The following is a 26366-nucleotide window of genomic DNA, read 5'->3' as shown; positions in this document are numbered from 1 at the left end:
TTGAATCGTTGGCCTGCACCCAAAGAGATGGATTTGACCAACTGGTCAAACTCACGCTATCACGGAGAGACCACCAGTCAAGAAATTGAGTCATTTTGGCTCTGGAATCCCCATGAAAACCGGGGCAATGCGCAAATTGCGGGCGCTCAAACCCGCACAACGGACGTTAAGGATCGCTTATCCACTATGCCCAAGGACCGATCACCCACCCGTATCCAGAAAAAGAATCGCGCCGCCATCCTGGAGGCCGCGCTTGAGGTCTTCTCGACCCATGGGTTTCGCGGTGCCACGGTGGATCAAATTGCCAGTCAGGCCGGGCTGTCCAAGCCGAATCTGCTGTATTATTTCCCCTCCAAGGAGGCGATGTTCACCGCCCTGCTGTCTGAACTATTGGATACCTGGCTTGACCCGATGCGCGAGATCGACGCTGCGGGTGAACCGCTGGAAGAGATCCTCGCCTATGTGCAGCGCAAGCTGCAGATGAGCCGGGATTACCCGCGCGAAAGCCGCCTGTTTGCCAATGAAATCGTGCAGGGGGCGCCGCGTATGCTGGACGCATTATCCACCGATCTGCGGGATCTTCTGGCAGAAAAGGAAGCCGTCCTGACCGGCTGGATGGCGGCGGGAAAAATCAACACCACCCACCCCAAACATCTGATGTTTTCGATCTGGGCCCTGACCCAGCACTATGCGGATTTTGACGTTCAGGTGCGGATGCTGATGGGGCCGGAAGACCCCTTTGATGCGGCCCCAGAATTCCTGGAAACCCTGTATCGCCGGATGCTTACGCCAACAAGTTAACATTGGTTAACTCCAATAGCTCGCCCAGGTCTCTGCGCCATACAACAATATAGCCAAACCAAAAAAGGCAGCGTCAAAACGCTGCCTTTTTCATTTAAATCAGCCCCTTGGGCCGGTTACCTCACTCTGCAGCGGTGGCAGAGGGGTTATTGGGATGGGTTGTCCAGTTGGCATATTCACCCGACACCACTTTTCCGGTGCGCTCATCAATCTGGCCAGCGGGAACCTCTTCCATGGTGATGCAGCCCTCAATCGGGCAAACATTCACGCAGAGGTTACAGGCCACACATTCATCATCTTTAACGGTAAAGACACGGTCGGCGCTCATCTCGATGGCCTGGTGCGAGGTGTCTTCGCAGGCGGCAAAACAACGGCCACAGCTGATGCAGTCTTCCTGATTGATCTTGGCCTTGGCGATGAAGTTCAGATCCAGATACTGCCAGTCGGTGACATTTGGAACCGCCATGCCGATGAAGTCTTCGGTCGAGGTATAGCCCTTTTCATCCATCCAGTTGGACAGGCCGGAAATCATCTCTTTCACCACGTTGAACCCATAGGTCATGGCGGCGGTGCAGACCTGCACATTGCCCGCCCCCAGCGCCATGAATTCTGCCGCGTCTTTCCAGGTGGTGACACCGCCAATGGCCGAGATCGGCAGATCATGGGTTTCGGGGCAGCGGGCGATTTCCGCAACCATATTCATCGCAATTGGTTTTACCGCAGGGCCACAATAGCCCCCATGGGTGCCCTTACCGCCAACGGTTGGCTCGGGCGCCATCTGGTCCAGATCAACTGAGACAATCGAGTTGATGGTATTGATCAGGCTGACCGCATCACCGCCGCCGGCCTTGGCCGCACGTGCGGGGAAACGCACATCGGTGATATTGGGCGTCAGCTTTACGATGACGGGCTTGGAGTAGTATTTCTTGCACCATTCGGTGACCATCTGGATGTATTCAGGCACCTGACCCACAGCCGCACCCATGCCGCGTTCGGCCATGCCGTGCGGGCAGCCAAAGTTCAGCTCGATCCCATCGGCACCGGTAGCCTCAACCTTGGGCAGGATCGCCTTCCAGGCTTCCTCTTCGCAGGGCACCATAATCGACACGATCACGGCGCGGTCCGGATAGTCCTTTTTGACGCGGGTGATTTCTTCCAGGTTGATCTCCAGCGAGCGATCCGTGATCAGCTCGATGTTGTTCAACCCCAGCAGCCGGCGGTCGGCGCCAAAGATAGCGCCATAGCGCGGGCCGTTGACGTTGACCACGGGGGGGCCTTCGGAGCCGAGGGTCTTCCAGACCACACCGCCCCAGCCTGCTTCAAAGGCGCGGCGTACGTTATATTCTTTGTCCGTTGGTGGCGCCGAGGCCAGCCAGAACGGGTTTGGGGATTTGATACCCAGGAATTCTGTTGTCAGATCAGCCATTTGTCTGTCCCTTTTCATGCTCGCTTAGGGCCGTTGACCAGCAACGACCCTGGCTTGCTCAGCCCATCAGGCTTGTATGGATGTCCATTGCAGCGTCGCGGCCTTCGGCCACGGCAGTCACGGTGAGATCTTCGCCACCAGAGGCACAGTCGCCCCCGGCCCAGACATTCGCCACCGAGGTGCGCCCTGTGGCATCGACCATGATCTTGCCACCCTCCAGCGCAACCGCGTCGGGCTGACCTTGCAGGCTTTGGCCGATGGCCTTGTAGACCTGCTCTGCGGCCAGGCGCACTGTCTCACCAGTGCCACGAACGCGACCGTCTTCGACCTGGGTATATTCCAGCTCGATCTCGGCGGCGGCGCCATTGCCATGGATCGCCTTGGGCATCACGTTGAACATCAATGTCACCCCCTTGGAGGCCGCAAGATCTTGTTCGAACCGGCTGGCCCCCATCGCGTCGCGGTCGCGGCGATAGGCGATAGTCACGTTTTCGGCGCCCAACAGTTTTGACTGCACGGCGGCGTCAACAGCTGTCATGCCGCCACCGATGACCACAACATTGCGGCCAACAGGTAGTTTGGTAAGATCCTCAGCCTGGCGCAGCTCTTCGATGAAATCAACAGCATCGCGCACGCCGCTCAAGTCTTCACCTTCGGCGCGCAGGGCATTGACCCCTGCCAGACCGATTGACAGGAAGACAGCGTCGAAATCGCCTTTCAGCGCCTCCAGCGATAGATCCGCGCCCAGCTTTTTGCCGTAGTCGACGGTGATACCGCCGATTTTCAGCAGCCAGTCGACCTCGCGGGCGGCAAAATCTTCGGTGGATTTATAGGCGGCGATGCCAAATTCGTTCAGGCCACCGGCCTTGGACTTGGCGTCATAGATGACCACGTCATGGCCCAGCATCGCCAGACGGTGAGCTGCTGACAGACCCGCAGGACCGGCGCCGACAACCGCCACCCGCTTGCCCGTGCTGGCGGCACGGCTAAAGGGATGCACGCCTTTTTCCATCACTGTGTCGGTGGCATAGCGCTGCAACCGGCCTATCTCGACCGGCTTGCCCTCGGCGGCTTCACGGACGCAGGCCTCTTCACAGAGCGTTTCTGTGGGGCAGACCCGTGCACACATGCCACCCAGGATATTCTGGTCCAGAATGGTCTTGGCAGCAGAAGACGGATGCCCGGCCTGAATCTCGCGGATGAACTGCGGAATATCAATGCTGGTGGGACATGCGGTCATACAGGGCGCATCATAGCAGAAATAGCAACGATCCGCGGCCACTGCGGCCTCATGTGCGTCATAAGCGGGGTGCAGATCCCCAAAGTTGTCGGCGATATCAGCAGCGGCCAATCGCCCTGCCTGAATGCCTGATGCCTGATGGCTACTCGCCATTGGGTGTCTCCCTGACTGTGTTCTTCTTCGACTCAAAGAGTGCCACAGTTTGATTTTTTATCAACTGGTAAAATTTTGAAAAATGCAAAAACACAGACCCAAATCACAACAATCAGGGCCAACATATTGAAATATATAAACCTTATCACTCGCCCATTTCTTGGGCGCAGGACAATACAAAGCAAAAGACTCTCGACCTTCCCGCCTGCAGCACCAAAATGGAACTTTCAGCGGCTGCTTTGATCCCAGCAACTCGGCTGCTTTGCCCGCGAAAAAGACCCCGAAACATCACAAAAGGCCGGAGGTTTCCCTACCGGCCTTCTAAGAAAATCTGTTGTCTAGTGGGGGGCTCAGGAGGGGAGAACTGCCGTTGCCTCGATCTCGATCTTGGCTTCATCTTCGACCAGCGCCGAGACAACAACCATGGTCATCGCGGGAAAATGATACCCCATGACCGCGCGGTATGCGGCGCCAACCTCGGCTTGATGCGCCAGATATTCGGCCTTGTCTGTCACATACCAGGTGAGGCGGGTAATATCGCGCGCCTGCCCGCCTGCTGTCTCTACCACATCCAGAATATTGCGCAGCGCCTGGCTCATTTGGCCAATAAAGCCATGCTCTTCAAAGACCTGATCCGCAGTCCAGCCAATCTGGCCACCAACAAACAGCAGCTTTCCCTCGGCGACCATACCGTTGGCATAGCCTTTGGCCGGTTTCCACCCTTCGGGATGTACAGAAATGGCAGGCATGGAGCTCTCCTTTTGGTCACTTGGCACTGGTAAACTGGCGGCTGCAGCAGCTGTTACCGCAATATCAAGCAGCGCGGCGGATATTTCAAGCTTAAAATTTATAACCCTGAAGCAATTTCAGTCCCAGCCCTGCAGCAGGAGAGGCACGCTCCACAGCCCCGATGGGATGTGCTGCATTCATAAGACATTTGCCAGACATTTACCCGCGCAAGATAGGCTAATCAGGTGATCCGCACGCCGGTTTGATGCGTAAATTCAGGGTCTTGCGCAATCGCCTGCCTGCCATGCAACGCGCAGACCAGCCGCCTTTGGCTGGTGGATTTAGGCGATTGCGCCCCCCTGCAGCGACCGATGAGGGGTCGCGGCAGAATGGGTCTTTGTCTTCAGGTCATCCCCAAAGCTTCTTTGTACATCTCCAGAACGGCTTCCTGTTCTGCGATCTCATCCTTGTCGCGCTTGCGAAGGCTGACAATGGCCCGCAGGGCTTTTTGGTCATAGCCACGGGATTTGCTCTCGGCGTAGACTTCGCGGACTTGTTCGGCGATGTCTTTCTTTTCGCTCTCCAGCCGCTCGATACGTTCAACGAACTGGCGCAGCTCTCCTGCGGTCACTTTGTAGGAGTCGCTCGCGTCTTCATGATCTGTCATGGGTGCCTCATTTTACTGCTGTCATGAGATAGGGATTGGGGCAAGGGGATAGCGACACAACAGCCCTATCGCAAGACAGGAAACGGCCTGCCGCGATTTCTCGCCTTTGCCCCTGGGCCGGTCTGTCCCCGGCCGATGCTTCTGTCTACACCCAGGCCTACCCCCAAGTCTGCCCCGGTGTCTTCCTCAACCAGGACGAGCCATCCGCAAGGGTGCAAGCCAGATATCAGCTTTGCTGCCCTGCCCCGGTCCCCGCAGCGGCATCGAGATCCAAGGCGCTGCGGCTTGTGTCTGCACTGGCAATCCGCTAATCGCACAGCTGTGCAAGTGATGCAGGAGCTGCGCTATGTTTGAAATCCTCGTCTGGGCCGGAGCCGCCCTGTCGGTTGCTGGTCTGATTGGCCTGATGTGGTGCATCGTGCACGTTGTCCGCGCACGTGGGAAAAACCTGGACGACGAGGCGCTGCGCGCTGTTGTGCAAAAAGTTCTGCCCTATAATCTGGGCGCATTGTTTCTGTCGGTTATTGGATTGATGCTTGTCATGGTGGGAATTTTTCTGGGCTAACCGTCTGAGCCCCCCCCAAGCCAGGAAGCCAGCGGGCCACGTCACGCGACCCAAGAGTCCCGTGCCCGCACAGACCAAACCTGTACTGACCAAACCCGTACTGACCAACCCTGCGCTGCACACCCAACCCGGCTTGTCGCGCTGAACAGGCGACAACCTAGCGGGAAAGACGCTGGGCAAAATGGCCGATCTGTTTAGACGGGCATATTGTCAAATTGGGTCTCAGCCTCTTCTTCAGACAGATCTGTATCCAATTGCTGCAAGTGACGCGGCACAGAGACGCCTTCGATTCGTAAATTGCTGAGGAGGCGTGAAAACTCAGGCCGCAGGGCCAGCCGGTCCTGTGGCGGTTGTTGACGAATTGTTTTTGCCATTTCCTCGGCTTGGTTCAGCAACGCGCGTGTCATGATATCTCATCTCCTCCAAAATTGTCCCAAGTCTGGCCTCGCCATAAACCCCTGTCGCAAAACCTCTGTCGCAAGCAGCTCCTCTGCGCAGTCACTGGCGCCAACTCCTGTATGCAGGACGATCTGGCGCCCCTGCAGGCAGGCCGTGAGGGCAGTGTAGCCAAGTCAGATCCCAAGAGGCTTGAAACCCCCGTAAAAAGGCCTCAGCCTGTCCCTCATGGGGGTCTGCCTAGCCCACCGCAGCTTTGCTGTCATTGAGACAAGTCAAAACGGTCAAAATTCATCCTGAGCAGATTTTTTCAAGACCCTGACCTGCAGCGTCTCTAGACTAATCTCCATGCAAGGCTATCGCAGCACTTGAAACATATTCCTTATTTTGTATATATCTATCGAAACGAAAGGGAGTGCCCAGATAATGAACCCCACCGTCAAAGCCTTTTTCGACGAGGCCACCAACACAGTATCCTATGTTCTGCGGGATCCAGCGGGGCCTGCCTGTGCTGTTGTCGATTCCGTTTTGGATTTTGACCATGCCTCGGGACGTACTGACACGGCCTCGGCAGATCAGATCATTGCCTGGATCAAACAGGAAGGGCTCAAATGTGAGTGGATCCTGGAAAGCCACGTGCATGCGGACCATCTATCGGCGGCCCCCTATCTGCAAGAGCACCTGGGCGGCAAGATTGGCATTGGGGCCAATATCACCGTGGTGCAGGATACCTTTGGCAAGGTTTTCAACGAAGGCACCGCCTTTCAGCGCGATGGCAGCCAGTTTGACGCTTTGTTCGAAGAGGGCGATCACTTTATGGTTGGCCAGTTGCGCGGCGAGGTGCTGCATACGCCGGGCCATACCCCTGCCTGCCTAACCTATGTGATTGGCGATGCCGCCTTTGTTGGCGACACCCTGTTCATGCCAGATTTTGGCACCGCCCGCTGTGACTTCCCCGGCGGCTCGTCCGAGATGCTGTACCAGTCGATCCAAAAGATCCTGGCCCTGCCCGACGAAACCCGCATCTTTGTTGGCCATGACTACAAGGCACCGGGGCGTGATGACTATGCCTGGGAGACCACAGTCGGAGAGCAAAAAGCGCTCAACGTGCATATCGGGGAGGGCCGCCCGCTGGAAGAGTTCACTGCAATGCGCGACGCCCGCGATGCCACCTTGGCGATGCCCCGGCTGATCCTGCCCTCATTGCAGGTCAATATGCGGGCCGGACAGATGCCGGAACCGGACGAACAGGGAGACATCTTCCTGAAACTGCCGGTAAACAAGATTTAGGCCGCTGAAGATTGCTCTGGCGGCGCTGAGACATTCCGCCAGAACATTGCCCCTATGTCGGGGCTGAATGCGGGACCAGGTGTACGAGGCGAGGCGTATAAGGTCAGGTGAGTTGGGCCATGTGGGCCTATCCTGGCATGGCTGACCTCCCCGTCGCGGCGGAAATGGCTATCCAGTGGTTGCCCCAGTGGTTGCCTATACCCCGCTATCCAAGTTGACAAAATAGGAACGCGCGAAAATGGAAATGGATTGGATCTGGGGGCTCGTCGGAGGCGGCCTCATCGGGCTGGGAGGCGCAGTCTTCCTGCTTGGCAATGGCCGCATCATGGGCGCCAGTGGCATCATTGGTGGCCTGGTTGACGGCTCGGGCCGTAGCAATGCAGCAGAACGGCTGGTCTTTTTGATTGCGGTGCTGGGCACCCCAATGCTGCTTTTGCCCTTCTACAAAGGCGGTGTAGACACCCATCTGACCAGCAATATCGCGGTGATCATAGCTGCGGGCCTGTTGGTTGGGATTGGCACCAGAATTGCCAATGGCTGCACCTCGGGCCATGGGGTCTGTGGGATTTCCCGCCTGTCCCTGCGCGGCATTGTTGCCACCGTATTTTATATCCTGGCCGGGGGGGGCACCATTGTCCTGTTCCGCCACGTATTGGGAGTAATCTGATGCAGCGTTTGTTTCTCGCCCTTCTGTCCGGCGCATTGTTTGGCGCAGGGCTCTTTGTGTCCGGTATGACCGATACCACCAAGGTGCAGGGCTGGCTTGACGTCTTTGGCAGCTGGGACCCCACCCTTGCCTTTGTCATGGGCGGCGCCATTATACCGATGTTTGTCGCCTGGCGCCTGACCAAGGGGCGACGCCCCCTGGTCGGCGGCGAGTTCCCAGCGCCCCCCCGCCCCGAAATGGATCACCGGCTGATCATCGGATCAATCTTGTTTGGCATGGGCTGGGGTCTGGCCGGGCTCTGCCCCGGACCGGCGGTTGCCTCGCTCAGCTACAATGGCTCTGGCGGTCTTATCTTCATGGGAGCGATGCTTTTGGGCATGGCGGCTGCACCATTTTTTGGCAGGCAACTGGACGGACTGGCAGCGAAGGTTTAAGGGAATCAATATGGATGCACGTGTAATCACCCCCCGCTACTCCGTCTCGCCGCAAATTTCGGCTGAAGACATGCCTGAAATTGTTGCCAACGGATACAAGACGGTGATTTGCAATCGCCCGGATTCCGAAGTGCCGCCCAGCCATCAGGCCGCTGCCATTCGGGCCGCTGCCGAGGCAGCGGGGCTGGTCTTTCGGGAACTGCCGCTCACCCATCAGACCATGACACCTGAAAATGTCGCGCAACAGCGTGCCTTTTATGAGGAAAGCCCAGGTCCGGTTCTGGCCTATTGTGCCTCTGGAACCCGCTGTTCGGTGATCTGGTCGCTGGGGGTTGCCACCGAGATGAGCCCCGACGAGATTCTGGAAAAAACCAGCGCTGCGGGCTATCAGTTGGATGGTCTGCGGCCAACGCTGGAATCAATCGCCACCGCATAAGAACATGGGAGCGCTTGTTTTTTCGCAGCGTTTTGCCGTTGTGTAAAATCGCGGCGCCTCCTGACCTTCTCTCTATCCGCAACAGGCCCGGCCATTTTGGCCGGGCCTGTTGTATTTCTGGCCGGGCCTGTTGTGTTTCTGGTCTGATGTCCTGTTGCAAGGACACCGCCGCCGCCCACCGCTAAAGCCGCCAGCGAAAGCCCACGATTTAAGTTCACTGCAAAAATTCATGCAAAAGCCGACTGTCAAATCCATTTCGCAGGCGGGGCAATGTTCCAACACATGAAACGGCGCCAAGCACCGCTCTCCCAGATCGGGATCCCCCTGCAAAAGGCGCCACCGCGCGGCATCAAAGCCCAGGCGCGGAATCCCCTTCCAGGCCTGCGAGTTTTGAGATTTCTGCGGCCGCGTCATCCGGGTTGAACTGGTTCATGCTGTCGCCAAGCCCGGCGAACTCCCCCATTGGGGATGCGGCCAGATCCGCGCCGAGATCCGCGCCCAGATCACCACCCAAGCCGCCCCCAAAGTCCGCGCCGAAATCTGCACCTAGATCACTCAGGTCATCCTCCATCCCAGCTGGATCGGAGTCCATCCCGCCCAGGGCAAGCCCCCCGGCCGGCGCAGCAAAGCCCATCGGATCATCCAATGGATCTTGCAAATCCTGCGCCGCAATTCCCAGATCCAGCGTCGCGGGCTCTTCGATCATAGGCAGAGCCGGTGGCGCGTCAGACCCAATTCTATCGGCAAACGCATCGCCCATTTGAGCAGGGTCCGCCTGCTGCCGGCGCCCTGTGCTCAACCGCACCGCGCGGGCGCCGTTCAACTGGCCCAGACGTCCCTTGGCAATTGACTGGCCGCCAATGTCGATCAAATCAGTTTCATACAAAAAGGCCTGATCCAGTGGCAGAACTTCACCCACCCTCAGGGCCGAGAATTCATTGAGTGGCACCCGGACCTTACACAGAATCGCAGAAAGCTCCGCCCGCATGGCGCCCATGCCGCCAGCCAAAGTAGGCCCGGGTTTTGCACCACTCAGGCCTAGCTCCTCCAGGGTGGGTTCCGGCAGGATCAGCTTCAGCTCGCCCTGCATTGCCCCAATGGCCAAATCCACCGTCATCGTGATCAGACGGTAGTTTTCCCGCTCCATCCCCAGGATCAGCGAGCGCACGTCTTCGATCTGGGCCCCGTAGCGATACCCAGAAAAGATCAGCTGATCTCTTTCCCCCTGCAACAAGGCCTGCACCTTGGAAAAGGACTTTTCCAGGAACTCAGCAGTCATTGCCGCATCGGTTGGGGTGTAATTCCGCTCAGACGGGGCCTTGCCCATGATCTGGCCAATGGTCTGTTTCTGGATCAAGGCCGTAACCAAAGCCGCATCCATGGTGGCCGCGCCAATACGGCCGTCGGGACCGTCCAGAACCACCAGAAGATCCTTGTCAGAAAGCACCTCGACCAGGTCTTCGGGGGCACGATTGACCTGGCGTGCCGCCAAAACGGCCAGTGGCAGATCGCATTGCTCTGACGCCGCGCGGGCAAGCGAGCGACGCAGGGCTTTGAGAGTTAGAGACCCTTTTTGAGCCGCCCCCCCATCCTTTGACGCCGCAAGTTTACGCGCGAGTCCACCGGACCCGCCGTTACCAGCTTGCTGTTTTTCCGCTTCAGACATCAGCCATCAACCTGCACGTTTTGCGCTCCCTTTTTAATTGTCTTAACGCCGGTTCGTTACCAAGACCTTTAAAACGGTCTCTCGGGGGGGATTTTCCGCTCAAATGGCAGGGAAATTCTGAAACTGCCTCCCGTCGCTCCGGGAAGGTAGGAAATGTCGCCATCCAGGCGCTGCATAATCTCACGGCAAATCGCCAAACCAAGCCCGGCTCCGCCTGCGCGTTCCGGGCTAACACGCGAGAATTTCTCAAAAATTAGCTGTTGGTGGTCGGCGGGAACGCCGCTGCCATTGTCGGTAAAATCAATCCAGACTTCCCCCAAGCTGCGGGTCACCCGAATGGTCAATTCCGCCGGGTCAGCGTCACAATACTTCTGTGCATTGGCAATCAGGTTGATAAAAACCTGCGCCAGCCGATCCAGGTCAGAGGAAATGCGGATGTCCTCTGATTTTGGATCACGCTGGACCTGAATTGGATGATCCGAGCCCGCCAATGCAGTGGATACCGCATGGTCCATCACGTCGCTCAGGGTGCCCACCGACATATTCAAACTGACCTGACCGCTTTCCAGCACGCTCAGATCCAGGAGATCATTCAACAGCCGGGTCAGGCGCAGGGCCTCATCATGGATGATGGTGGCGTACCGGGTTTTGTCCGGCAGGGGCATATCGCCGTCATCACGCAGGATCTCAGAGAAGGCCCGGATTGAGGTCATCGGGGTGCGCAGCTCATGGCTCACCTGGCTGAGAAAGGCATCTTTTTGTTGGGAAATCTGGGTCAGCTTTTCATTTGAGACCCGCAATTGGCGCGCCGTACGCGACAGTTCCGCTGACTGTTCTTCCAATTGGTTGGAATATTCCAGCATCTGCGCCGTTTCATCCGCAACCGCCAGCAGATCCTGCACCGAAACCGAAGAGCCACCCACGATTTGGCCAATCATCGCATGGGCCGCTGCCGCCCCGATCGAGGCCCCCAATTCACGCTCCAACCGTTCCAGAAAGGCCGGAGTTGGCTCCGGCAGGGTGCCGCGCACGCCTTGCCGGGCCAGCTCCCGTTGGAAAAACGCCTGGGCCTCGGTGGCGCCCAGGATACGTTGCGACATCACCATCAGGTCTTCGCTCTGCGCCACCGAGCCGGTCCAGCCGCGTGGCCCCGAGGAATGTTCAAACACATTGACAAACTGCGCCCCCTGCAGCCGCTCGATTGGGCTGGGGAAGGTCACCAGCGAGACCAGGCAGAACACCGCCGCATTGAGGCTCATGGACCAGAGCACCGCATGCACCGTCGGATCCAGCCCTTCGATGTCAAACAGGGCCTGCGGCCGCAGCCAGGACTGGCCAAACAGCCCTTCGGCCAGGACGTGATCCGGCAACAGGCCACCGCCCAAGGCGGGCAGCAACATGGTATAGACCCAGATGGCAAAGCCCACGGACAGGCCGCTCAGGGCGCCGGTCCGGGTGGCGCCGCGCCAGAACAACCCGCCGACAAGCGGCGGCAACATCTGGGAAATTCCGGCAAAGGAGATCAACCCCACGGCTGCCAGCGCCGCGCCTCCGCCAGAGAGTTTGTAGTAGAAATACCCCAAGCCAAGAATGACCGCGATGGAAATCCGGCGGGCAAACAGCACCACATTGCGCACATCGCCAGAAACCGAGGCCCCCTCGCCCCCTTGCAGATGTAGCCAGATCGGCATCACCATATGGTTCGACACCATGGTCGAAAGCGCCATGGCCGCCACGATCACCATTGATGTGGCCGAAGAAAACCCTCCCAGGAAAGACAACATCGCCAGCCCCTGTTGTCCCTGCGACAGAGGCAGGGCCAGAACAAACAGATCCGGGTTTGATCCCGGCGGCAGCAGCTCCAAGCCGATGGCAGCAATCGGCACCACGAACATCGAGATCAGAAAAAGATAGAGCGGAAAGGCCCAGGCCGCGACCCGCAGATGCCGCTCATCCTCGTTCTCGACCACCATGACCTGAAACATCCGTGGCAGGCAGACAAAGGCGGCCGCCGACAAAAAGGTGATGGTGGCCCAGCGGCCGCCATCCACCCGCCAATCGCCAATTTGCGAGGCATCAATCCGGGCCAGTGTATCTGAGATCCCATCCGACAGGCCCCAGACCACAAAGATGCCAACCGCCAGCAGCGCCACCAGCTTGACCACCGCCTCCAGCGCCACCGCCGTGACCACGCCGTGGTGGCGTTCATTTGCGTTTAGATTGCGGGTGCCAAACAAAATCGCAAAAACCGCCAGCCCCGCCGTCACCCAGAACACCGTCGTGGTATCGTGGTAGCTGCGCAGCGGATCGGCCTCGGCAAAGATTGAGAAAGACAGGGTAATAGATTGAAGTTGCAGCGAAATATACGGGGTTATGCCAATTACCGCCAAGACAGTGACACCAATGGCCAGCGCATTTGACTTGCCATAGCGCGCCGACAGCAGATCCGCGATCGAGGTCACCCGCTGACTGCGCCCTATCCGAACCAGCTTGCGCAGGCCCCACCACCATCCAACCATAACTAGCGTCGGCCCCAGATAGATGGTCAGGAATTCCAGCCCCGAGCGCACCGCGTAGCCCACCGCCCCGTAGAAGGTCCAGGCGGTACAGTAGATTGACAGCGACAAGGTATAAATCAGCGGCGAGCGGATCCAGGCAGAGCTGTGGCCGCGCGCGGCGCGACGATCCGCCAGAAAGGCCACCAGGAACAACAGCGCCACATAGGCCAGACAGACCAGCGCCAGAACATTGAGCGAGGCCATCAGCTCTGGTCGTCCTGGGCTCCGCCCTCTGTCCAGTGCCCGGCCCACAGCCGCACCGCCAGTCCAAAGACAAAGCTGGCAGCGATCAATCCGCCCCAGACCGCAAAGATATAGGTGATCGCAGCAGAGGTCGCCATGCCGCCGTGATTGCCAGGGGCGGGATAGGGATCTGGGTTTGGCCACATCAGGGGCACCGTCAACAGCAATGCACCCAGGATCGGCAGCAAGCGGGCGATATCCATCAGGCGGCGGCGGCGATAGGTGCGCCGCTCCACAAAGGGGCTGTTGGGCTCATCCTGGCGTCCGGCCCCGTCGCCACGCATTATAAAAGCCCCCTCACTGGGCGGCGTCCTGTGCTGTCACGGTCTGCGGCGCCTGATAGGCCTGCGCATAAAGGTCGCGCACCGCCGTCAGCACCTCGGAATTGGAAAACGGCTTGGTCATAAACCTGGTTACCCCGGCTTTTTCCGCCATTTCACGATCTTTCAGCTGGCCGCGTGCGGTCAGCATCAACACCGGCAGCGCCTGCATCCCGTCGACAAGGCGTAGCTCTTGAATCACTTCGAGGCCGCTTTTCCCCGGTAGCATGAGATCCAGGATCACCAGATCGGGGCTGGCTGCCTGGATGACCGCAGCCGCGTCACTGCCATTTCCATGCACATCCACCGTCCACTTGTCGCGGGTCAGCAGAAACCGAATGGCTTCCGCGATATTTGGCTCATCTTCAATTAAAACCACATGTCTGCTCATTGGCAGAAGTTCCTCCCAGCGCGGCTGCTTCGGACATTTTTGCCCAAGGCCACGTTCTCATCCCAAGGCAGACTAGCCTTGCCGCCGGGCACAAGTCAAAACTCTTCCTTCAGGATCGACGGCTCACGGCGTGCTTCACAGGCCTGGCGCGGGCAGATCCGGCAGCTGCTGCCCACCGGCTGCGCCTGCGCCGGCACCTCGCGGCGCGGCAGGATCAGCATCACCGCGTGATAAAGCGGATCCCGGTCAAACGAGCTGGGCACATGGTTCCAGGCCACCGCCAGGCATTCGAATCCCAGCGCACTGCGCCCCTGCTGCACCACATTGCGCCGCAATGGAACGTCCGGTCGCTGCAGCGCCGTATAGATCGGCCAAAGCGGACAGGAGGCGCCAAAGCGCGGCAGAGCAAAACCAGCCACCGGTTTGCGAAACAGGATCGACCCCGAGCCATCGCAGACCACCAGCCCTGCCTCCTGCCCCAGCACATCAACTGGCAAGACACCCAGACGGCGCAAGACCACCGGCAGGGCGACATTAAACCGCAGCGCCAGCGCAGAGGGATCCAGCCCCTCGGCCTGGATGATCTGCGCCACCGCGTCGAGCGGCATCTGCTGGGCATCACTGTGATATTGCTCCAAGGCGCTACGGGCGATCATCCGGGCCGAGTCGCTGATCAGCTCCGGGGCCGCCGCAACCAGCGACTTGGGGTCGGTGCGCCCTTGCTCCAGGTCAGGGAAGTGATAGCCATTGGACAGCAGGAACTCTTCGGCCTCTTCCTGTGGCATCCCGCGACGCTCTGCGCTGCTGTCGCTTTCATCAAGAAAGTTCACCAGCGCACGGCTGCTTTCGGCCAGACGCCGCGAATCCTCATTGAGGTTATTGTGAAACCGATCCCGCCACTCCGGCTCCAGCTCTCCGGTTTCGGCCAGGATCGAGGCCGTCGAGCGGATCGCCGCCGCCGTTGACAACACCTCGTGCAACGAGGCCGCAAGCTGCGGGTCATGGGTCAGCCGATCCGACAGGGTTTCGACCGTGCGTTCCAGCCGGGCGATGCGCTGATGATTGCTGGCCAGGACCTCGGCCCAGCCCGGAAAGCGGCCGGCAAACTCATCGGTGCGGTCCAGCTCTGCCACCTTGGGGCCGGCATCCGCTGCCGCCTCCCGCAGAGACGAGAGCAATGCCGCTTCGGCACCTTCGGTCAGCATCGAGGGTTCCACCCCCAGAACCTGCGCCAAGCCCACCAAAAGTTTACCGCCGATTCTACGGCGGTTGTGTTCGATCAAATTGAGGTAGGAGGCCGAGATTCCAGCCTTGCGCGCCAGCTCAGCCTGTCGAATACCCAGGATCAAACGCCGCTCCCGAATACGGCTGCCTGTCAGCGTGTCACGCGCCATCCGCTGGCTCCTTGTCAAAACCCTACCATTTCAAAGGCTTTCTGCACTGCAGTATAATAAACTTTACAGAATACCAGTGAATACTGTGCATTTGTTTACAGAATAGATGATCATTTCAAGGGTTTTATTGCGCAATTTTACAACTCGCTCCCATACTGATTTTGCACAAAACGTGCAGACGTTGCGCAGAAGTGAGGAGCTGTTCGACGTTTTACACATAAGGGAGGATTTTATGTCCAAGTCAGCATTCTCGCGTCGCGGGGTCCTGAAGTCAGGCGCCCTCGCAGGCACTGGCCTTGCGCTTCCAACAATTTTTACCGCGTCTTCTGCAGCCGCGTTCACCAACGACCCAACCGGCAGCTCGGTTACTTTGGGTTTCAACGTTCCACAGACCGGCCCCTACGCCGATGAGGGCGCCGACGAGCTGCGCGCTTATCAGCTGGCGGTTGAGCACCTGAATGGCGGCGGCGACGGCGGCATGATGAACACCTTCTCGTCCAAGGTGTTGCAGGGCGACGGCATCCTGGGCAAAGAAGTCAAGTTCGTCACCGGCGACACCCAGACAAAATCTGATGCGGCCCGTGCCTCGGCCAAGTCGATGATCGAAAAAGACGGCGCCGTGATGATCACTGGTGGCTCGTCCTCCGGTGTGGCTGTCGCCGTTCAGGGCCTGTGCCAGGAAGCTGGCGTGATCTTCATGGCTGGTCTGACACATTCCAACGACACCACCGGTAAAGACAAGAAAGCCAATGGCTTCCGTCACTTCTTTAACGGTTACATGTCGGCAGCGGCGCTGGCGCCAGTGCTGAAGAACCTCTATGGCACCGACCGGAACGCCTATCACCTGACCGCTGACTACACCTGGGGCTGGACCCAGGAAGAAAGCATCGCGGCCGCGACCGAAGCGCTCGGCTGGAACACCGTGGAAAAAGTACGTACGCCGCTGGCGGCCACTGACTTCTCTTCCTATATCGCCCCAGTTCTGAACTCTGGCGCCGATGTGCTGGTTCTGAACCACTACGGCGGCAACATGGTGAACTCGCTGACCAACGCGGTTCAGTTTGGCCTGCGTGAAAAGATCGTAAACGGCAAACAGTTTGAAATTGTTGTTCCGCTCTATTCGCGCCTGATGGCCAAAGGTGCTGGTGCCAACGTTAAAGGCATCCACGGCTCCACCAACTGGCACTGGTCGCTGCAGGACGAAGGCAGCCAGGCCTTTGTGCGCTCCTTTGGCACCAAATACGGCTTCCCACCCAGCCAGGCGGCACATACTGTTTATTGCCAGACCATGCTCTATGCAGATGCCGTTTCGCGCGCGGGTTCGTTCAACCCCTGCGCTGTTGTCGAAGCCCTGGAAGGCTTTGAATTCGACGGTCTGGGCAACGGTAAGACGCTTTATCGCGCCGAAGATCACCAGTGCTTCAAAGACGTTCTGGTTGTACGTGGTAAAGAAAACCCCACGTCCGAGTTTGACCTTCTTGAAGTGGTTGAAGTCACACCTGCAGCACAGGTTACCTATCCTGCGGATCACCCGATGTTTGCCGGTGGTGCATTGGGCAGCTGTAACCCGGGCGCCTAATTCAGGTACTCATAGCCGGGCGCTTGCTATAGCGCCCGGCGCATTATCTTCATTCTGACATCCCGGTTTCACCTGACGCGGCCTTGGCCGTGTGGGCGTGCCGTTAAGACGGGGCATGAGGCCTCGCAGGGTCGGAATCCACCACTTCCACATCGAAGAACCCAAGGGTGGGGACTATGGACGCAATCCTATTGCAAATTTTAAACGGGCTGGACAAAGGCTCTGCCTATGCGCTGATCGCGCTGGGCCTGACACTCATTTTTGGCACGCTGGGCGTGGTGAACTTTGCGCATGGCGCCCTGTTCATGATTGGTGCCTTCTGCGCCGTGACCGTGCAGCGTTTGCTGAGCCTCAGCTATGAGGTTGTCGACGAAAGCCAAAAGGATTTCCTCGGTAACGCACTGAAAGTAAAGACACCCTATGTGGAAAGTTGGTTCGGTCCCGAAATCGGCAGCGCCATAATAGACTGGGCGGTGCCCTTCGCGATCCTCTTTGCCATTCCGATCATGATCGGCGTTGGCTATGTGATGGAACGCGGGCTGATCAAGCACTTCTACAAGCGCGAACATGCGGATCAGATCCTGGTGACCTTTGGCCTCGCCATCGTGTTGCAGGAAGTGATCAAGTATTTCTACGGTGCCAACCCAATCCAAACCCCCTCGCCCGAGGCGCTGAGCGGCGTTGCCAATGTTGGCGCCCTGATTGGCATGGATATTGTCTATCCGGTCTGGCGTATCGTCTACTTCTTCTTCTCGGTTGTCATCATCGGCGGCATCTTCTCCTTCCTGCAATTCACCACCTTTGGGATGGTTGTGCGTGCCGGCATGGCAGACCGTGAAACCGTTGGTCTGCTGGGCATCAATATCGACCGCCGCTTTACCATCATGTTTGGCATTGCTGCCGCTGTCGCGGGCCTTGCCGGGGTGATGTATACCCCGATCAATTCCCCCAACTACCATATGGGCATGGACTTTCTGGTGCTGAGCTTTGTGGTTGTGGTTGTCGGCGGCATGGGCTCGCTGCCCGGCGCTGTGCTGGCGGGCTTTTTGCTCGGCATTCTGGAAAGCTTTGCCTCGATGAACGAGATCAAATCCTTCCTTCCCGGTATCGACCAAATCATCATCTATGTCGTCGCGATCATTATTCTGCTCACCCGTCCGCGGGGTCTCATGGGCCGCAAAGGCGTGATGGAGGAATAACACATGTTCGGACTTGATAATAAAGACACGCGGATGCTCCTGGTCGTCGCTGTACTGACGCTTTGTGCTCCCTTCATCCTCAATCCATTCCCCACGGGCAGCGCCATGGCGCAGTTCAATGCGGGCTACCCGGATCTGATGCAACGCTTTGTGATCTTTGGCATCTTTGCCATCGGTTTCAATATTCTCTTTGGCCTCACCGGCTATCTCTCCTTTGGTCACGCGGCCTTTCTGGGGGTCGGCTCCTACTCTGCCGTTTGGATGTTCAAACTGCTATCCATGAACGTGGTGCCTGCCATCCTGCTGTCGGTGGCAATTTCGGGGCTGTTTGCGCTGCTCATTGGCTTTGTCTCGCTGCGGCGCTCGGGCATCTACTTCTCAATCCTGACGCTGGCCTTTGCGCAGATGTCCTTTAACCTGGCCTATTCGGTTCTGACCCCCATCACCAATGGGGAAACCGGTCTGCAGCTGACGCTGGATGATCCCCGTATCCTGGGCGTTTCGGCCACCGCTGACGGATCAATTCCGGTGACCAGCCTGTTTGGTCTGGAAATGCGTTCAACCTTTGAAATGGTTGTTGGCCCCTGGACCTTCCAGTTCAACGCCGGATACTACCTCTGTGCCTTGGTTCTGCTGGCGGCCTTCTACCTGTCGATCCGCATCTTCCGCTCGCCCTTTGGCATGATGCTGCGGGCTGTGAAGTCCAACCAGCAGCGGATGAACTACACTGGTCTCAACACCAAACCCTACACACTTGCCGCCTTTGTGATCTCTGGCATGTATGCGGGTCTGGCCGGTGGTCTGATGGCCTCGATGGATCCTCTGGCTGGTGCCGAGCGCATGCAGTGGACCGCCTCGGGCGAGGTTGTTCTGATGACCATCCTCGGCGGTGCGGGCACTCTGATCGGCCCGGTTCTGGGCGCTGGTTTCATCAAATACTTTGAGAACATCTTCTCCAAGATCAATGACACCGTGTTGCATAACTGGTTCGCCTTTATGCCCGACGGGCTGGAAGATTCTGTCGTCTTCATCGTGCATCCTTTCATCGGCAAAGGCTGGCATCTGACTTTGGGTATCCTGTTCATGCTGGTTGTGGTCTTCCTCCCCGGAGGTCTGGTCGAAGGTGGTCAACGCATCGGCAAATGGGTGAAGGGTCGCAAGAACAAAGACGACTCCACCTCTGCCACAAAAACCCCTGCGGAATAAGGAGACGGATTGATGGGTATTCTTGAAGTCAAAAACGTAGGCAAACGCTTTGGTGGCCTGCAAGCGCTGGGAGATGTCAATCTCAGCGTCAAGGAAAACACCGTCCACGCCATTATCGGACCCAATGGCGCGGGCAAATCCACCCTGCTGAACTGTCTGGTGGGCAAGCTGATCCCGGATACCGGGTCGGTAATGTTCGACGGCCAGTCGGTGCTGGGGCGCAAGCCCTTTGAGATCAACCAGATGGGCATCAGCCGCGTCTTTCAAACCCCCGAGATCTTTGGCGATCTCACGGTAATGGAAAACATGCTGATCCCCTGCTTTGCCAAACGGGACGGCGCATTTTCCCTGAATGCAATCACCTCGGTTCCCAGTGAAACGGACGTACTGGAAAAGGCCGAAGCCATGCTGGTGGAGATGAACATGGCAGACAAGCGCCATATGCATTCTGCCTCGCTGTCGCGGGGGGACAAACGGCGCCTTGAGATCGGCATGTGCCTGTCACAAGAGCCACGTCTGCTGTTGTTGGATGAACCCACCGCCGGGATGGCGCGGGCGGATACCAACAACACCATTGATCTGCTGAAAGAGATCAAGGAACAGCGCGACATCACCATCGCCATCATCGAACACGACATGCATGTGGTGTTCTCTCTTGCGGATCGGATCACCGTTCTGGCCCAGGGCACACCTCTGGTCGAGGATGATCCACAAAACATCCGTGGCAATCCAAAAGTGCGCGAAGCCTATCTCGGCGAGTCGGCGTAAAAACGGACACTCCCACCCTATCCTGGTGCGCGGCAATCCCGCGTCAGGATGGGTCAGGGTAAGAAAGGACAAGACAGATGAACGTCAAACCCGACTTTTCCAAGAACGCCAATGCGGCGACCACCGCCCCGGCCTTTCTGTCGGTCTGGGACATGCATGCCTATTATGGCGAAAGCTATATCGTGCAGGGCATCAACTTTAACGTCCATGAGGGCGAAATCCTGGCACTGCTGGGCCGCAACGGTGCCGGCAAGACCTCAACCCTGCGCTCCATCGCGCGCACCGGCTCCCCCATGGTGACCCAGGGCGAGATCTGGCTGGACCACCAGCCGCTGCACCTGATGGAAAGCCACGAAGCCGCAGCCGCAGGTCTGGGCCTGGTGCCCGAAGATCGCCGCATCATTGCCGGTCTTACGGTTGAGGAAAACCTGCAGCTGGCACAGATCGCGCCCCCCATCGGCTGGTCGATCGAGCGGCTCTATGATCTGTTCCCGCGTCTTGGTGAGCGTCGCAAGCAAGAGGGCGTCACCCTGTCGGGCGGCGAACAGCAGATGCTGGCCATCGCCCGCGCCCTGGCCCGGGATATCAAGGTGCTGCTGCTGGACGAACCCTATGAGGGCCTGGCGCCGGTCATCGTGGATGAGATCGAAAAGACCCTCATCCACGTCAAGGAACAGGGCATGACCACCATTCTGGTGGAACAAAACGCCGTCCGGGCGCTGGAACTGGCGGATCGTGCGGTGATCCTCGACACCGGCGGCATTGTCTTTGACGGCACCGCCGCCGAGGTTCTGGAAAACGCCGATCTGCGCGCAGAATATCTGGCGATCTGATCGCCAGACAACAGTTTACTCCCCGTTGCTCTGGTCCCTAGCAGATGCAACCTCCCTGACCGGCTTCTCTGTGGGAAGCCGGTCTTTTTTTTCCAATAGTCAAAGACCTAGGGGGCCTCAGCGACGAGACGTGCCCGCAATTCGGTCTTCAACACCTTGCCGTAGTTGTTCTTGGGCAGCTCCTGAACAAAGACATAGGCCTTGGGGCATTTGAAGCGGGCAATCTGGTCGCGGCACAGGGCGTCCAGCTCGGCCTCTGTGGCCTCTCCCACCACAAAGGCCACCACCTCTTCGCCCCAATCCGCATGGGGCCGCCCCACCACAGAAACCTCCTGCACCTGGCCGTGCATCAACAGCACCTCCTCGACCTCGCGGGGGTAGATATTGGAGCCACCGGAAATGATCAGATCCTTGGAGCGGTCTTGCAACGTCAGATAGCCAGCCGCGTCCAGAACCCCCATATCGCCGGTCATCAGCCAGCCATCCTTCAGGGTCTGCGCTGTTGCCGCCGGGTTGTTCCAATAGCCCGGCATCACCGCATCACCACGCACCATGATCTCTCCCAGCTCCCCCGCAGGCAGGGGCTGCCCCTCTGGCGTGCCAATGCGCAACTCGACACCGCTTTGGGCGCGGCCAACGCCAGTGAGCCGGGATTTCCAGTCGGGATGGCTGCGGTCGCTGACCTCGGCCCGTTTCAGCGCGGTAATGCCCATCGGGCATTCGCCCTGGCCGTAGATCTGGATGAAGATCGGGCCAAAATGCGCCTCGGCCTCGATGATATCGGCCAGATACATCGGCCCGCCCGCATAGATCACACTGCGCAGCCCCGCGCCCGACCTGCCCTGCGCCTTTGCCACCGCTGTCATCCGCGTCACCATGGTGGGGGCGGCAAAGATCTGCACCCGGCCAAAATGCGCTGCCAGATCAAAGATCTCCATCTCGTCAAAGCCACCTGACACCGGGCAGACATGCGCCGCCCCCACCAGCACATGCAGCATATTGTACAGCCCCGCCCCGTGGCTCATCGGGGCAGCATAGAGGATCTGATCAGCGCCAGTCGCCGCATCCACATCCGCAAAGTAGCTCAACGAGACCGCCACAAGCATGCGATGCGTGATCTGCACCCCCTTGGGCTGGCCGGTGGTGCCAGAGGTATAAAACAGCCAGGCCAGATCCTGCGGATCCCGCAACACAGGCTCGGCTATGGGCGCAGAGCCCATGGCCTGCCGATAGGCCTCTGCCGTGATGGAAACCACTGGTGTTTCAACCCCGGCCGCCGCCAAAGAGCGATCCAGTCCCGGAGAGGTAAAAACCATCCGCGCGGCGGCATCCTGCAGGATGAACTGCGCCTCGCGCCCATGCAGCTTGGCGTTGATTGGCACCGCGGCAGCGCCGGCATACCAGATGCCATAAAGCGTGATCAGATAGTCCGGGCAATTCTTCAGAAACAGGGCGATCCGGTCGCCGGGCTGCACCCCCTGCGCCAGCAACCACCCCGCCAGCGCGGCGGCTTTGTGATGAAAGCTTTGATAATCGGCCACCAGCTCCTGCCCCAGGTAAAGCGCCGGGCGGGCGCCCTCTGCCTGCGCCTGCCGATACAGCCATTGCGCGATATTCATCGCCTGTTCTCCTCCTGATTGGTCGGCTCTTGGGCCCCTCCCCGGAGCCACGCAACACAGAGCCTGTCAAAAAACACCCTTCCACGGTGTCGCTTTCCCTTCAATTCCGCAAAAATACCCGGTTAATAGAAGCCATGAGCGATATTGCCTTTGACCACGCCCCTGTGGGCCTCGCCGTTTTGGAGAACCGTGTGATCAAACGGTGTAACCAGCAGTTTGCCATCACCTTTGGCGGCACCCCTGCGGATCACGCTGATGTGCTGATCGCCGAACTTTACCCCAGCCGGGAAGATTACCACCGTATCGGGCAATTGCTGCAACAGGACGAAGGCGCCAAGACCGGGCTCTATAATGATGAACGCATCATGCGCCGTCACTCGGGTGAATTGTTCTGGTGTCGGGTCCGGGGACGCTCAATCACGCCGGATGACCCATTTCGCACTGGCATCTGGTCCTTTGCCGATATCTCCGAAGATCGCCCGGTGGTCAGCCTCACCCCGCGCGAACGCGAGGTGGCGATCCTGACCTGCAAGGGGCTCTCGGCCAAGGAAATCGGGCTAAAGCTGGATCTGTCCTATCGCACGATCGAAACCCATCGCGCCCGCCTTTTGCAGAAATTCAACGCCCGCAAGCTGCCGGAACTGGTCGCCAAGCTGAGCGGCATGCCGCTATAATTGGCGATCCATGATGAAAACTTTGGCTCAGAGATTGCGAATCCCGCCAAGCCTGCCCATTTTATGACCGTATTCGACAGTGCTTTCCTTGTGGTAACGCTTCCCCTATAAGCGCTGTTAATTTCCAGGCTGCCCACGTGGCAAACCTGTGGCAGATCTGTCGGAACCGGCTGAGGACACAATGACAAACAAAACGCACGAAGCAGATGTGGCATTCATCAAGGCACTGGCCGAATTGCTGCGGGACAACGACCTGACCGAACTGGAGGTCAAGCGCGACTATAGCGAAGACGACAGCCTGAATGTGCGCGTATCGCGCCAGGCCATCGTCGCAGCCGCAGCCCCTGTACAGGTGGCCGCGCCTGTGGCCGCCGCACCGGTTGCTGCAGCAGCAGCTCCCGCCGCCGCAGCCCCGGCAGATGATCCGGCCAGCCACCCCGGCGCCGTCACCTCCCCCATGGTTGGCACCGTATATTTGCAGGCCGAGCCCGGTGCGCCGGCCTTTATCGCTGTTGGCAAACAGGTCAATGAGGGCGATACCCTTTTGATCGTCGAAGCGATGAAAACCATGAACCATATCCCGGCGCCAAAATCCGGTACCGTCAAGCGCATCCTGGTTGAAGATGGCGCCGCCGTCGAATTCGGATCTCCGCTGGCCATCATCGAGTAAGGGCAGCCCATGTTTGACAAGATCCTGATTGCCAACCGCGGAGAGATTGCGCTGCGCGTGATCCGGGCCTGCCGCGAGATGGGCATCAAATCGGTTGCGGTGCATTCCACCGCAGATGCCGATGCGATGCATGTGCGTATGGCTGACGAATCCGTCTGTATCGGCCCGCCCTCGGGCGCTCAAAGCTACCTGTCGATCCCGGCCATTATCTCGGCCTGCGAGATCACCGGCGCTCAGGCAATCCACCCGGGCTATGGCTTCCTGTCGGAAAACGCCAATTTTGTGCAAATTCTGGAAGACCACGGTATCACCTTTATCGGTCCTTCGGCGGAACACATCCGCCAGATGGGCGACAAGATCACCGCCAAGGACACCGCAAAGATGCTAGGCATCCCCTGCGTGCCCGGTTCTGCCGGTGGTGTGCCCGACGTGGAAACCGCCAAGACGGTTGCCGCCGACATGGGCTATCCGGTGATCATCAAGGCCACAGCTGGTGGCGGCGGTCGCGGCATGAAAGTTGCCGAAACCGCTGCTGATCTGGTGCAGGCGTTCCAGACCGCGCGCTCTGAATCCAAGGCCGCCTTTGGCAATGACGAAGTCTATATGGAGAAATACCTCCAGAAGCCGCGTCACATCGAAATTCAGGTTTTTGGCGATGGTCAGGGCAACGGTGTGCATCTGGCCGAACGCGACTGTTCGCTGCAACGCCGCCACCAAAAGGTGTTTGAGGAGGCCCCCGGCCCCTGCATCAGCGCCGAAGAACGCGCCCGCATCGGCGGGATCTGCGCCGATGCCATCGGCAAGATGGGCTATTCCGGTGCTGGCACCATCGAATTCCTCTATGAGGACGGCGAGTTCTATTTCATCGAGATGAACACCCGCCTGCAGGTGGAACACCCGGTGACCGAGGCGATCTTTGGTGTTGATCTGGTGCGCGAACAAATCCGCGTTGCCGAAGGGCTGCCGCTCTCCTTCACCCAGGACGAGCTGCAGATCAACGGCCATGCCATCGAGGTCCGCATCAACGCGGAAAAACTGCCAAACTTCTCTCCCTGCCCCGGTAAGATCACCGCCTTTCATGCGCCAGGCGGGCTGGGGGTGCGGATGGATTCGGCGCTTTATGACGGCTATTCGATCCCGCCCTATTACGACAGCCTGATTGGCAAGCTGATCGTGCATGGCCGCGACCGCCCCGAAGCCCTGGCACGGCTCAGCCGCGCCCTGGGGGAGCTGATCGTCGATGGTATCGACACCACCGTGCCGCTGTTCGACGCCCTGCTGCAAGAGCCTGATATACAGTCGGGCAACTATGGCATTCACTGGCTGGAACGCTGGCTGGAAGAAAACCTCGGGGGCTAACCCCCGGTGGATGGGGGCGTTCTTACCGGAGCGCCCCCTTTGCAATTCCCCCCTGGCGCGCCCTCCTGATGCAATGACCAGGGACCCCACCTCCCCTTTCCTTTTTTAGGAAAATTGATGCGCCTAACCCCGGAACTCTTGCTGCATGCCTATTCCATCGGAGTTTTCCCGATGGCCGAGCACCGCGAAGATGACGAGGTGTTTTGGGTTGACCCCAAACGTCGTGGCATCTTTCCCATTGATGGTTTCCACATCTCGCGCTCTCTGGCAAAGACCATCCGTCAGGGCGCCTATGAGATATCGGTGAACCGTGCCTTTGGCGACGTGGTCGCGGCCTGCGCCGACCGCGAGGAGACCTGGATCAACGATGAGATATATGCACGTTATCAGGACCTTCATGCCCTGGGACATGCACATTCGCTTGAGGTCTGGGATCAGGACAGGCTGGTCGGCGGGGTCTATGGCGTCTCTTTGGGGGCGGGATTTTTTGGCGAAAGCATGTTCTCGCGCCAGCGCGATACGTCCAAAATTGCCCTGGCCTATCTGATCGACCGGCTGCGCCAAGCCGGGTTTCAGCTCTGCGACACCCAGTTCCTGACGCCGCACCTTGCCTCGCTGGGGGCCATCGAAATCAGCCGCGCCGCCTATAAGGCGCGCTTGCAACAGGCGTTAGAGAAAGAGGCGGATTTCACCGCGCCTCAGCTGCCCTCGCCCGCGCTGCTGTTGCAGCGGATGGCCCAGACGTCATAGCGGGCGTGATCCAGCGCCGACAGCGCCGGACTGGAGGCAATCATCCAGCCGTCAAAAAACACTTCACCACTCAACGGATCCCGGATGGTCAAATAGGCATAGGCATCCCCGGTCGGGTTGGACACCGGATAGCGGCACTCCCTCAGAGTGACGATCAACCCGTAGATCTCGGCGCTGCCACCAACTTGGATTTCAACGTCGGTATGATGCCCGTTGACCTTATCCAGCCCGCGCAGAATTGCTGCCACTCCGCGTTCCGCAGGCTCCTGCGCAAAGAGCGGCTGCGGGGCCACAGCGGCGCTCAGGCCAAGGGCGACGACACCCAGGGCCATG

General features: G+C 58.9%; 27 protein-coding genes. 15 read left to right on the top strand and 12 right to left on the bottom strand.

What is annotated here, in order from left to right; all coding sequences use genetic code 11:
• Window positions 1–186 precede the first annotated feature (186 nt).
• Window positions 187–801, top strand: coding sequence for a TetR family transcriptional regulator C-terminal domain-containing protein (locus ARCT_RS0110050; protein WP_027239957.1), 615 nt, complete (start codon window positions 187–189; stop codon window positions 799–801).
• A gap of 121 nt (window positions 802–922) precedes the next feature.
• On the opposite strand, the gene preA is transcribed toward ARCT_RS0110050, so the two are convergent.
• The 4 genes from preA to ARCT_RS0110025 all read right to left on the bottom strand — a co-directional run bounded on the left by preA (window position 923) and on the right by ARCT_RS0110025 (window position 5016).
• Complete coding sequence (preA, locus tag ARCT_RS0110045) at window positions 923–2227, bottom strand: NAD-dependent dihydropyrimidine dehydrogenase subunit PreA (RefSeq protein WP_027239956.1); 1305 nt, start codon at window positions 2225–2227, stop codon at window positions 923–925.
• Window positions 2228–2285: 58 nt separating this feature from the next.
• Window positions 2286–3620 carry an NAD(P)-dependent oxidoreductase gene (locus ARCT_RS0110040; protein ID WP_027239955.1) on the bottom strand — a complete coding sequence of 445 codons (1335 nt, stop codon included), beginning with the start codon at window positions 3618–3620 and terminating at the stop codon, window positions 2286–2288.
• A gap of 350 nt (window positions 3621–3970) precedes the next feature.
• Complete coding sequence (locus ARCT_RS0110030; RefSeq protein ID WP_027239954.1) at window positions 3971–4369, bottom strand: RidA family protein; 399 nt, start codon at window positions 4367–4369, stop codon at window positions 3971–3973.
• A gap of 383 nt (window positions 4370–4752) precedes the next feature.
• Entirely contained in the window at window positions 4753–5016 is a 264-nt protein-coding gene (locus ARCT_RS0110025) for a DUF2312 domain-containing protein (RefSeq protein ID WP_027239953.1), read from the bottom strand.
• Between the two features lie 346 nt (window positions 5017–5362).
• Here ARCT_RS0110025 and ARCT_RS0110020 point away from each other — a divergent pair, with 346 nt between their 5' ends.
• Complete coding sequence (locus tag ARCT_RS0110020) at window positions 5363–5581, top strand: hypothetical protein (RefSeq protein WP_027239952.1); 219 nt, start codon at window positions 5363–5365, stop codon at window positions 5579–5581.
• 194 nt (window positions 5582–5775) lie between these two features.
• Here ARCT_RS0110020 and ARCT_RS0110015 read toward each other — a convergent pair whose 3' ends face one another.
• Window positions 5776–5988, bottom strand: a complete 213-nt coding sequence (locus tag ARCT_RS0110015) for a hypothetical protein (RefSeq protein ID WP_051360651.1) — start codon at window positions 5986–5988, stop codon at window positions 5776–5778.
• Between the two features lie 415 nt (window positions 5989–6403).
• On the opposite strand from ARCT_RS0110015, the gene ARCT_RS0110010 reads away from it, so the two are divergent.
• The 4 genes from ARCT_RS0110010 (at window position 6404) to ARCT_RS0109995 (ending at window position 8804) form a co-directional block, all read left to right on the top strand.
• On the top strand, window positions 6404–7267 hold the full coding sequence (locus tag ARCT_RS0110010) for an MBL fold metallo-hydrolase (RefSeq protein ID WP_084300804.1): 864 nt from the start codon (window positions 6404–6406) through the stop codon (window positions 7265–7267).
• A 238-nt stretch (window positions 7268–7505) separates the two neighbouring features.
• Complete coding sequence (locus tag ARCT_RS0110005) at window positions 7506–7934, top strand: YeeE/YedE family protein (protein WP_027239949.1); 429 nt, start codon at window positions 7506–7508, stop codon at window positions 7932–7934.
• Complete coding sequence (locus ARCT_RS0110000; RefSeq protein ID WP_027239948.1) at window positions 7934–8368, top strand: DUF6691 family protein; 435 nt, start codon at window positions 7934–7936, stop codon at window positions 8366–8368. Before ARCT_RS0110005 ends, ARCT_RS0110000 begins: the two co-directional genes overlap by 1 nt.
• A 10-nt stretch (window positions 8369–8378) precedes the next feature.
• Window positions 8379–8804, top strand: a complete 426-nt coding sequence (locus tag ARCT_RS0109995) for a TIGR01244 family sulfur transferase (RefSeq protein ID WP_027239947.1) — start codon at window positions 8379–8381, stop codon at window positions 8802–8804.
• A gap of 349 nt (window positions 8805–9153) precedes the next feature.
• On the opposite strand, the gene ARCT_RS0109990 is transcribed toward ARCT_RS0109995, so the two are convergent.
• From ARCT_RS0109990 to ARCT_RS0109970, 5 genes are all read right to left on the bottom strand, one after another.
• A complete protein-coding gene (locus ARCT_RS0109990) occupies window positions 9154–10470 on the bottom strand; it encodes a FliM/FliN family flagellar motor C-terminal domain-containing protein (protein WP_027239946.1) in 1317 nt (438 codons plus the stop codon).
• Between the two features lie 68 nt (window positions 10471–10538).
• Window positions 10539–13232, bottom strand: coding sequence for a sensor histidine kinase (locus ARCT_RS0109985; RefSeq protein ID WP_027239945.1), 2694 nt, complete (start codon window positions 13230–13232; stop codon window positions 10539–10541).
• A complete protein-coding gene (locus ARCT_RS0109980; protein ID WP_205855521.1) occupies window positions 13232–13555 on the bottom strand; it encodes a hypothetical protein in 324 nt (107 codons plus the stop codon). Before ARCT_RS0109980 ends, ARCT_RS0109985 begins: the two co-directional genes overlap by 1 nt.
• 13 nt (window positions 13556–13568) lie before the next feature.
• Window positions 13569–13982: a response regulator transcription factor gene (locus tag ARCT_RS0109975; RefSeq protein ID WP_027239943.1), complete on the bottom strand. Its 414-nt coding sequence runs from the start codon at window positions 13980–13982 to the stop codon at window positions 13569–13571.
• Between the two features lie 95 nt (window positions 13983–14077).
• On the bottom strand, window positions 14078–15376 hold the full coding sequence (locus ARCT_RS0109970) for an XRE family transcriptional regulator (protein WP_027239942.1): 1299 nt from the start codon (window positions 15374–15376) through the stop codon (window positions 14078–14080).
• 232 nt (window positions 15377–15608) lie between these two features.
• Here ARCT_RS0109970 and ARCT_RS0109965 point away from each other — a divergent pair, with 232 nt between their 5' ends.
• The 5 genes from ARCT_RS0109965 to ARCT_RS0109945 all read left to right on the top strand — a co-directional run bounded on the left by ARCT_RS0109965 (window position 15609) and on the right by ARCT_RS0109945 (window position 20961).
• Window positions 15609–16955 carry a substrate-binding protein gene (locus ARCT_RS0109965; RefSeq protein ID WP_027239941.1) on the top strand — a complete coding sequence of 449 codons (1347 nt, stop codon included), beginning with the start codon at window positions 15609–15611 and terminating at the stop codon, window positions 16953–16955.
• Between the two features lie 176 nt (window positions 16956–17131).
• Window positions 17132–18154: a branched-chain amino acid ABC transporter permease gene (locus ARCT_RS0109960; RefSeq protein WP_027239940.1), complete on the top strand. Its 1023-nt coding sequence runs from the start codon at window positions 17132–17134 to the stop codon at window positions 18152–18154.
• A gap of 3 nt (window positions 18155–18157) precedes the next feature.
• A complete protein-coding gene (locus ARCT_RS0109955) occupies window positions 18158–19360 on the top strand; it encodes a branched-chain amino acid ABC transporter permease (protein WP_027239939.1) in 1203 nt (400 codons plus the stop codon).
• A 12-nt stretch (window positions 19361–19372) separates the two neighbouring features.
• Entirely contained in the window at window positions 19373–20128 is a 756-nt protein-coding gene (locus tag ARCT_RS0109950) for an ABC transporter ATP-binding protein (RefSeq protein WP_027239938.1), read from the top strand.
• A 77-nt stretch (window positions 20129–20205) separates the two neighbouring features.
• A complete protein-coding gene (locus tag ARCT_RS0109945; protein WP_027239937.1) occupies window positions 20206–20961 on the top strand; it encodes an ABC transporter ATP-binding protein in 756 nt (251 codons plus the stop codon).
• A gap of 107 nt (window positions 20962–21068) precedes the next feature.
• Here the strand turns inward: ARCT_RS0109945 and ARCT_RS0109940 are convergent, their stop codons facing one another.
• Entirely contained in the window at window positions 21069–22580 is a 1512-nt protein-coding gene (locus ARCT_RS0109940) for a class I adenylate-forming enzyme family protein (RefSeq protein ID WP_027239936.1), read from the bottom strand.
• A 134-nt stretch (window positions 22581–22714) separates the two neighbouring features.
• Here ARCT_RS0109940 and ARCT_RS0109935 point away from each other — a divergent pair, with 134 nt between their 5' ends.
• The 4 genes from ARCT_RS0109935 to aat all read left to right on the top strand — a co-directional run bounded on the left by ARCT_RS0109935 (window position 22715) and on the right by aat (window position 26033).
• Window positions 22715–23254 carry a LuxR C-terminal-related transcriptional regulator gene (locus ARCT_RS0109935; protein ID WP_027239935.1) on the top strand — a complete coding sequence of 180 codons (540 nt, stop codon included), beginning with the start codon at window positions 22715–22717 and terminating at the stop codon, window positions 23252–23254.
• Between the two features lie 181 nt (window positions 23255–23435).
• Window positions 23436–23924, top strand: coding sequence for an acetyl-CoA carboxylase biotin carboxyl carrier protein (gene accB, locus ARCT_RS0109930; RefSeq protein WP_027239934.1), 489 nt, complete (start codon window positions 23436–23438; stop codon window positions 23922–23924).
• Between the two features lie 9 nt (window positions 23925–23933).
• Window positions 23934–25283 carry an acetyl-CoA carboxylase biotin carboxylase subunit gene (gene accC / locus ARCT_RS0109925; RefSeq protein WP_027239933.1) on the top strand — a complete coding sequence of 450 codons (1350 nt, stop codon included), beginning with the start codon at window positions 23934–23936 and terminating at the stop codon, window positions 25281–25283.
• A gap of 117 nt (window positions 25284–25400) precedes the next feature.
• Window positions 25401–26033: a leucyl/phenylalanyl-tRNA--protein transferase gene (gene aat, locus ARCT_RS0109920; protein WP_027239932.1), complete on the top strand. Its 633-nt coding sequence runs from the start codon at window positions 25401–25403 to the stop codon at window positions 26031–26033.
• Here aat and ARCT_RS0109915 read toward each other — a convergent pair.
• On the bottom strand, window positions 25982–26365 hold the full coding sequence (locus ARCT_RS0109915; RefSeq protein WP_379574548.1) for a DUF2155 domain-containing protein: 384 nt from the start codon (window positions 26363–26365) through the stop codon (window positions 25982–25984). The genes aat and ARCT_RS0109915 overlap by 52 nt on opposite strands.
• Between the last annotated feature and the right edge of the window lies 1 nt (window position 26366).

The sequence above is a fragment of the Pseudophaeobacter arcticus DSM 23566 genome, from assembly GCF_000473205.1.
In the GTDB taxonomy this organism is placed as follows: domain Bacteria; phylum Pseudomonadota; class Alphaproteobacteria; order Rhodobacterales; family Rhodobacteraceae; genus Pseudophaeobacter; species Pseudophaeobacter arcticus.
The sequence above is the reverse complement of the archived record's forward strand: the minus strand, read 5'-3'. Positions and strand labels throughout refer to the sequence as shown.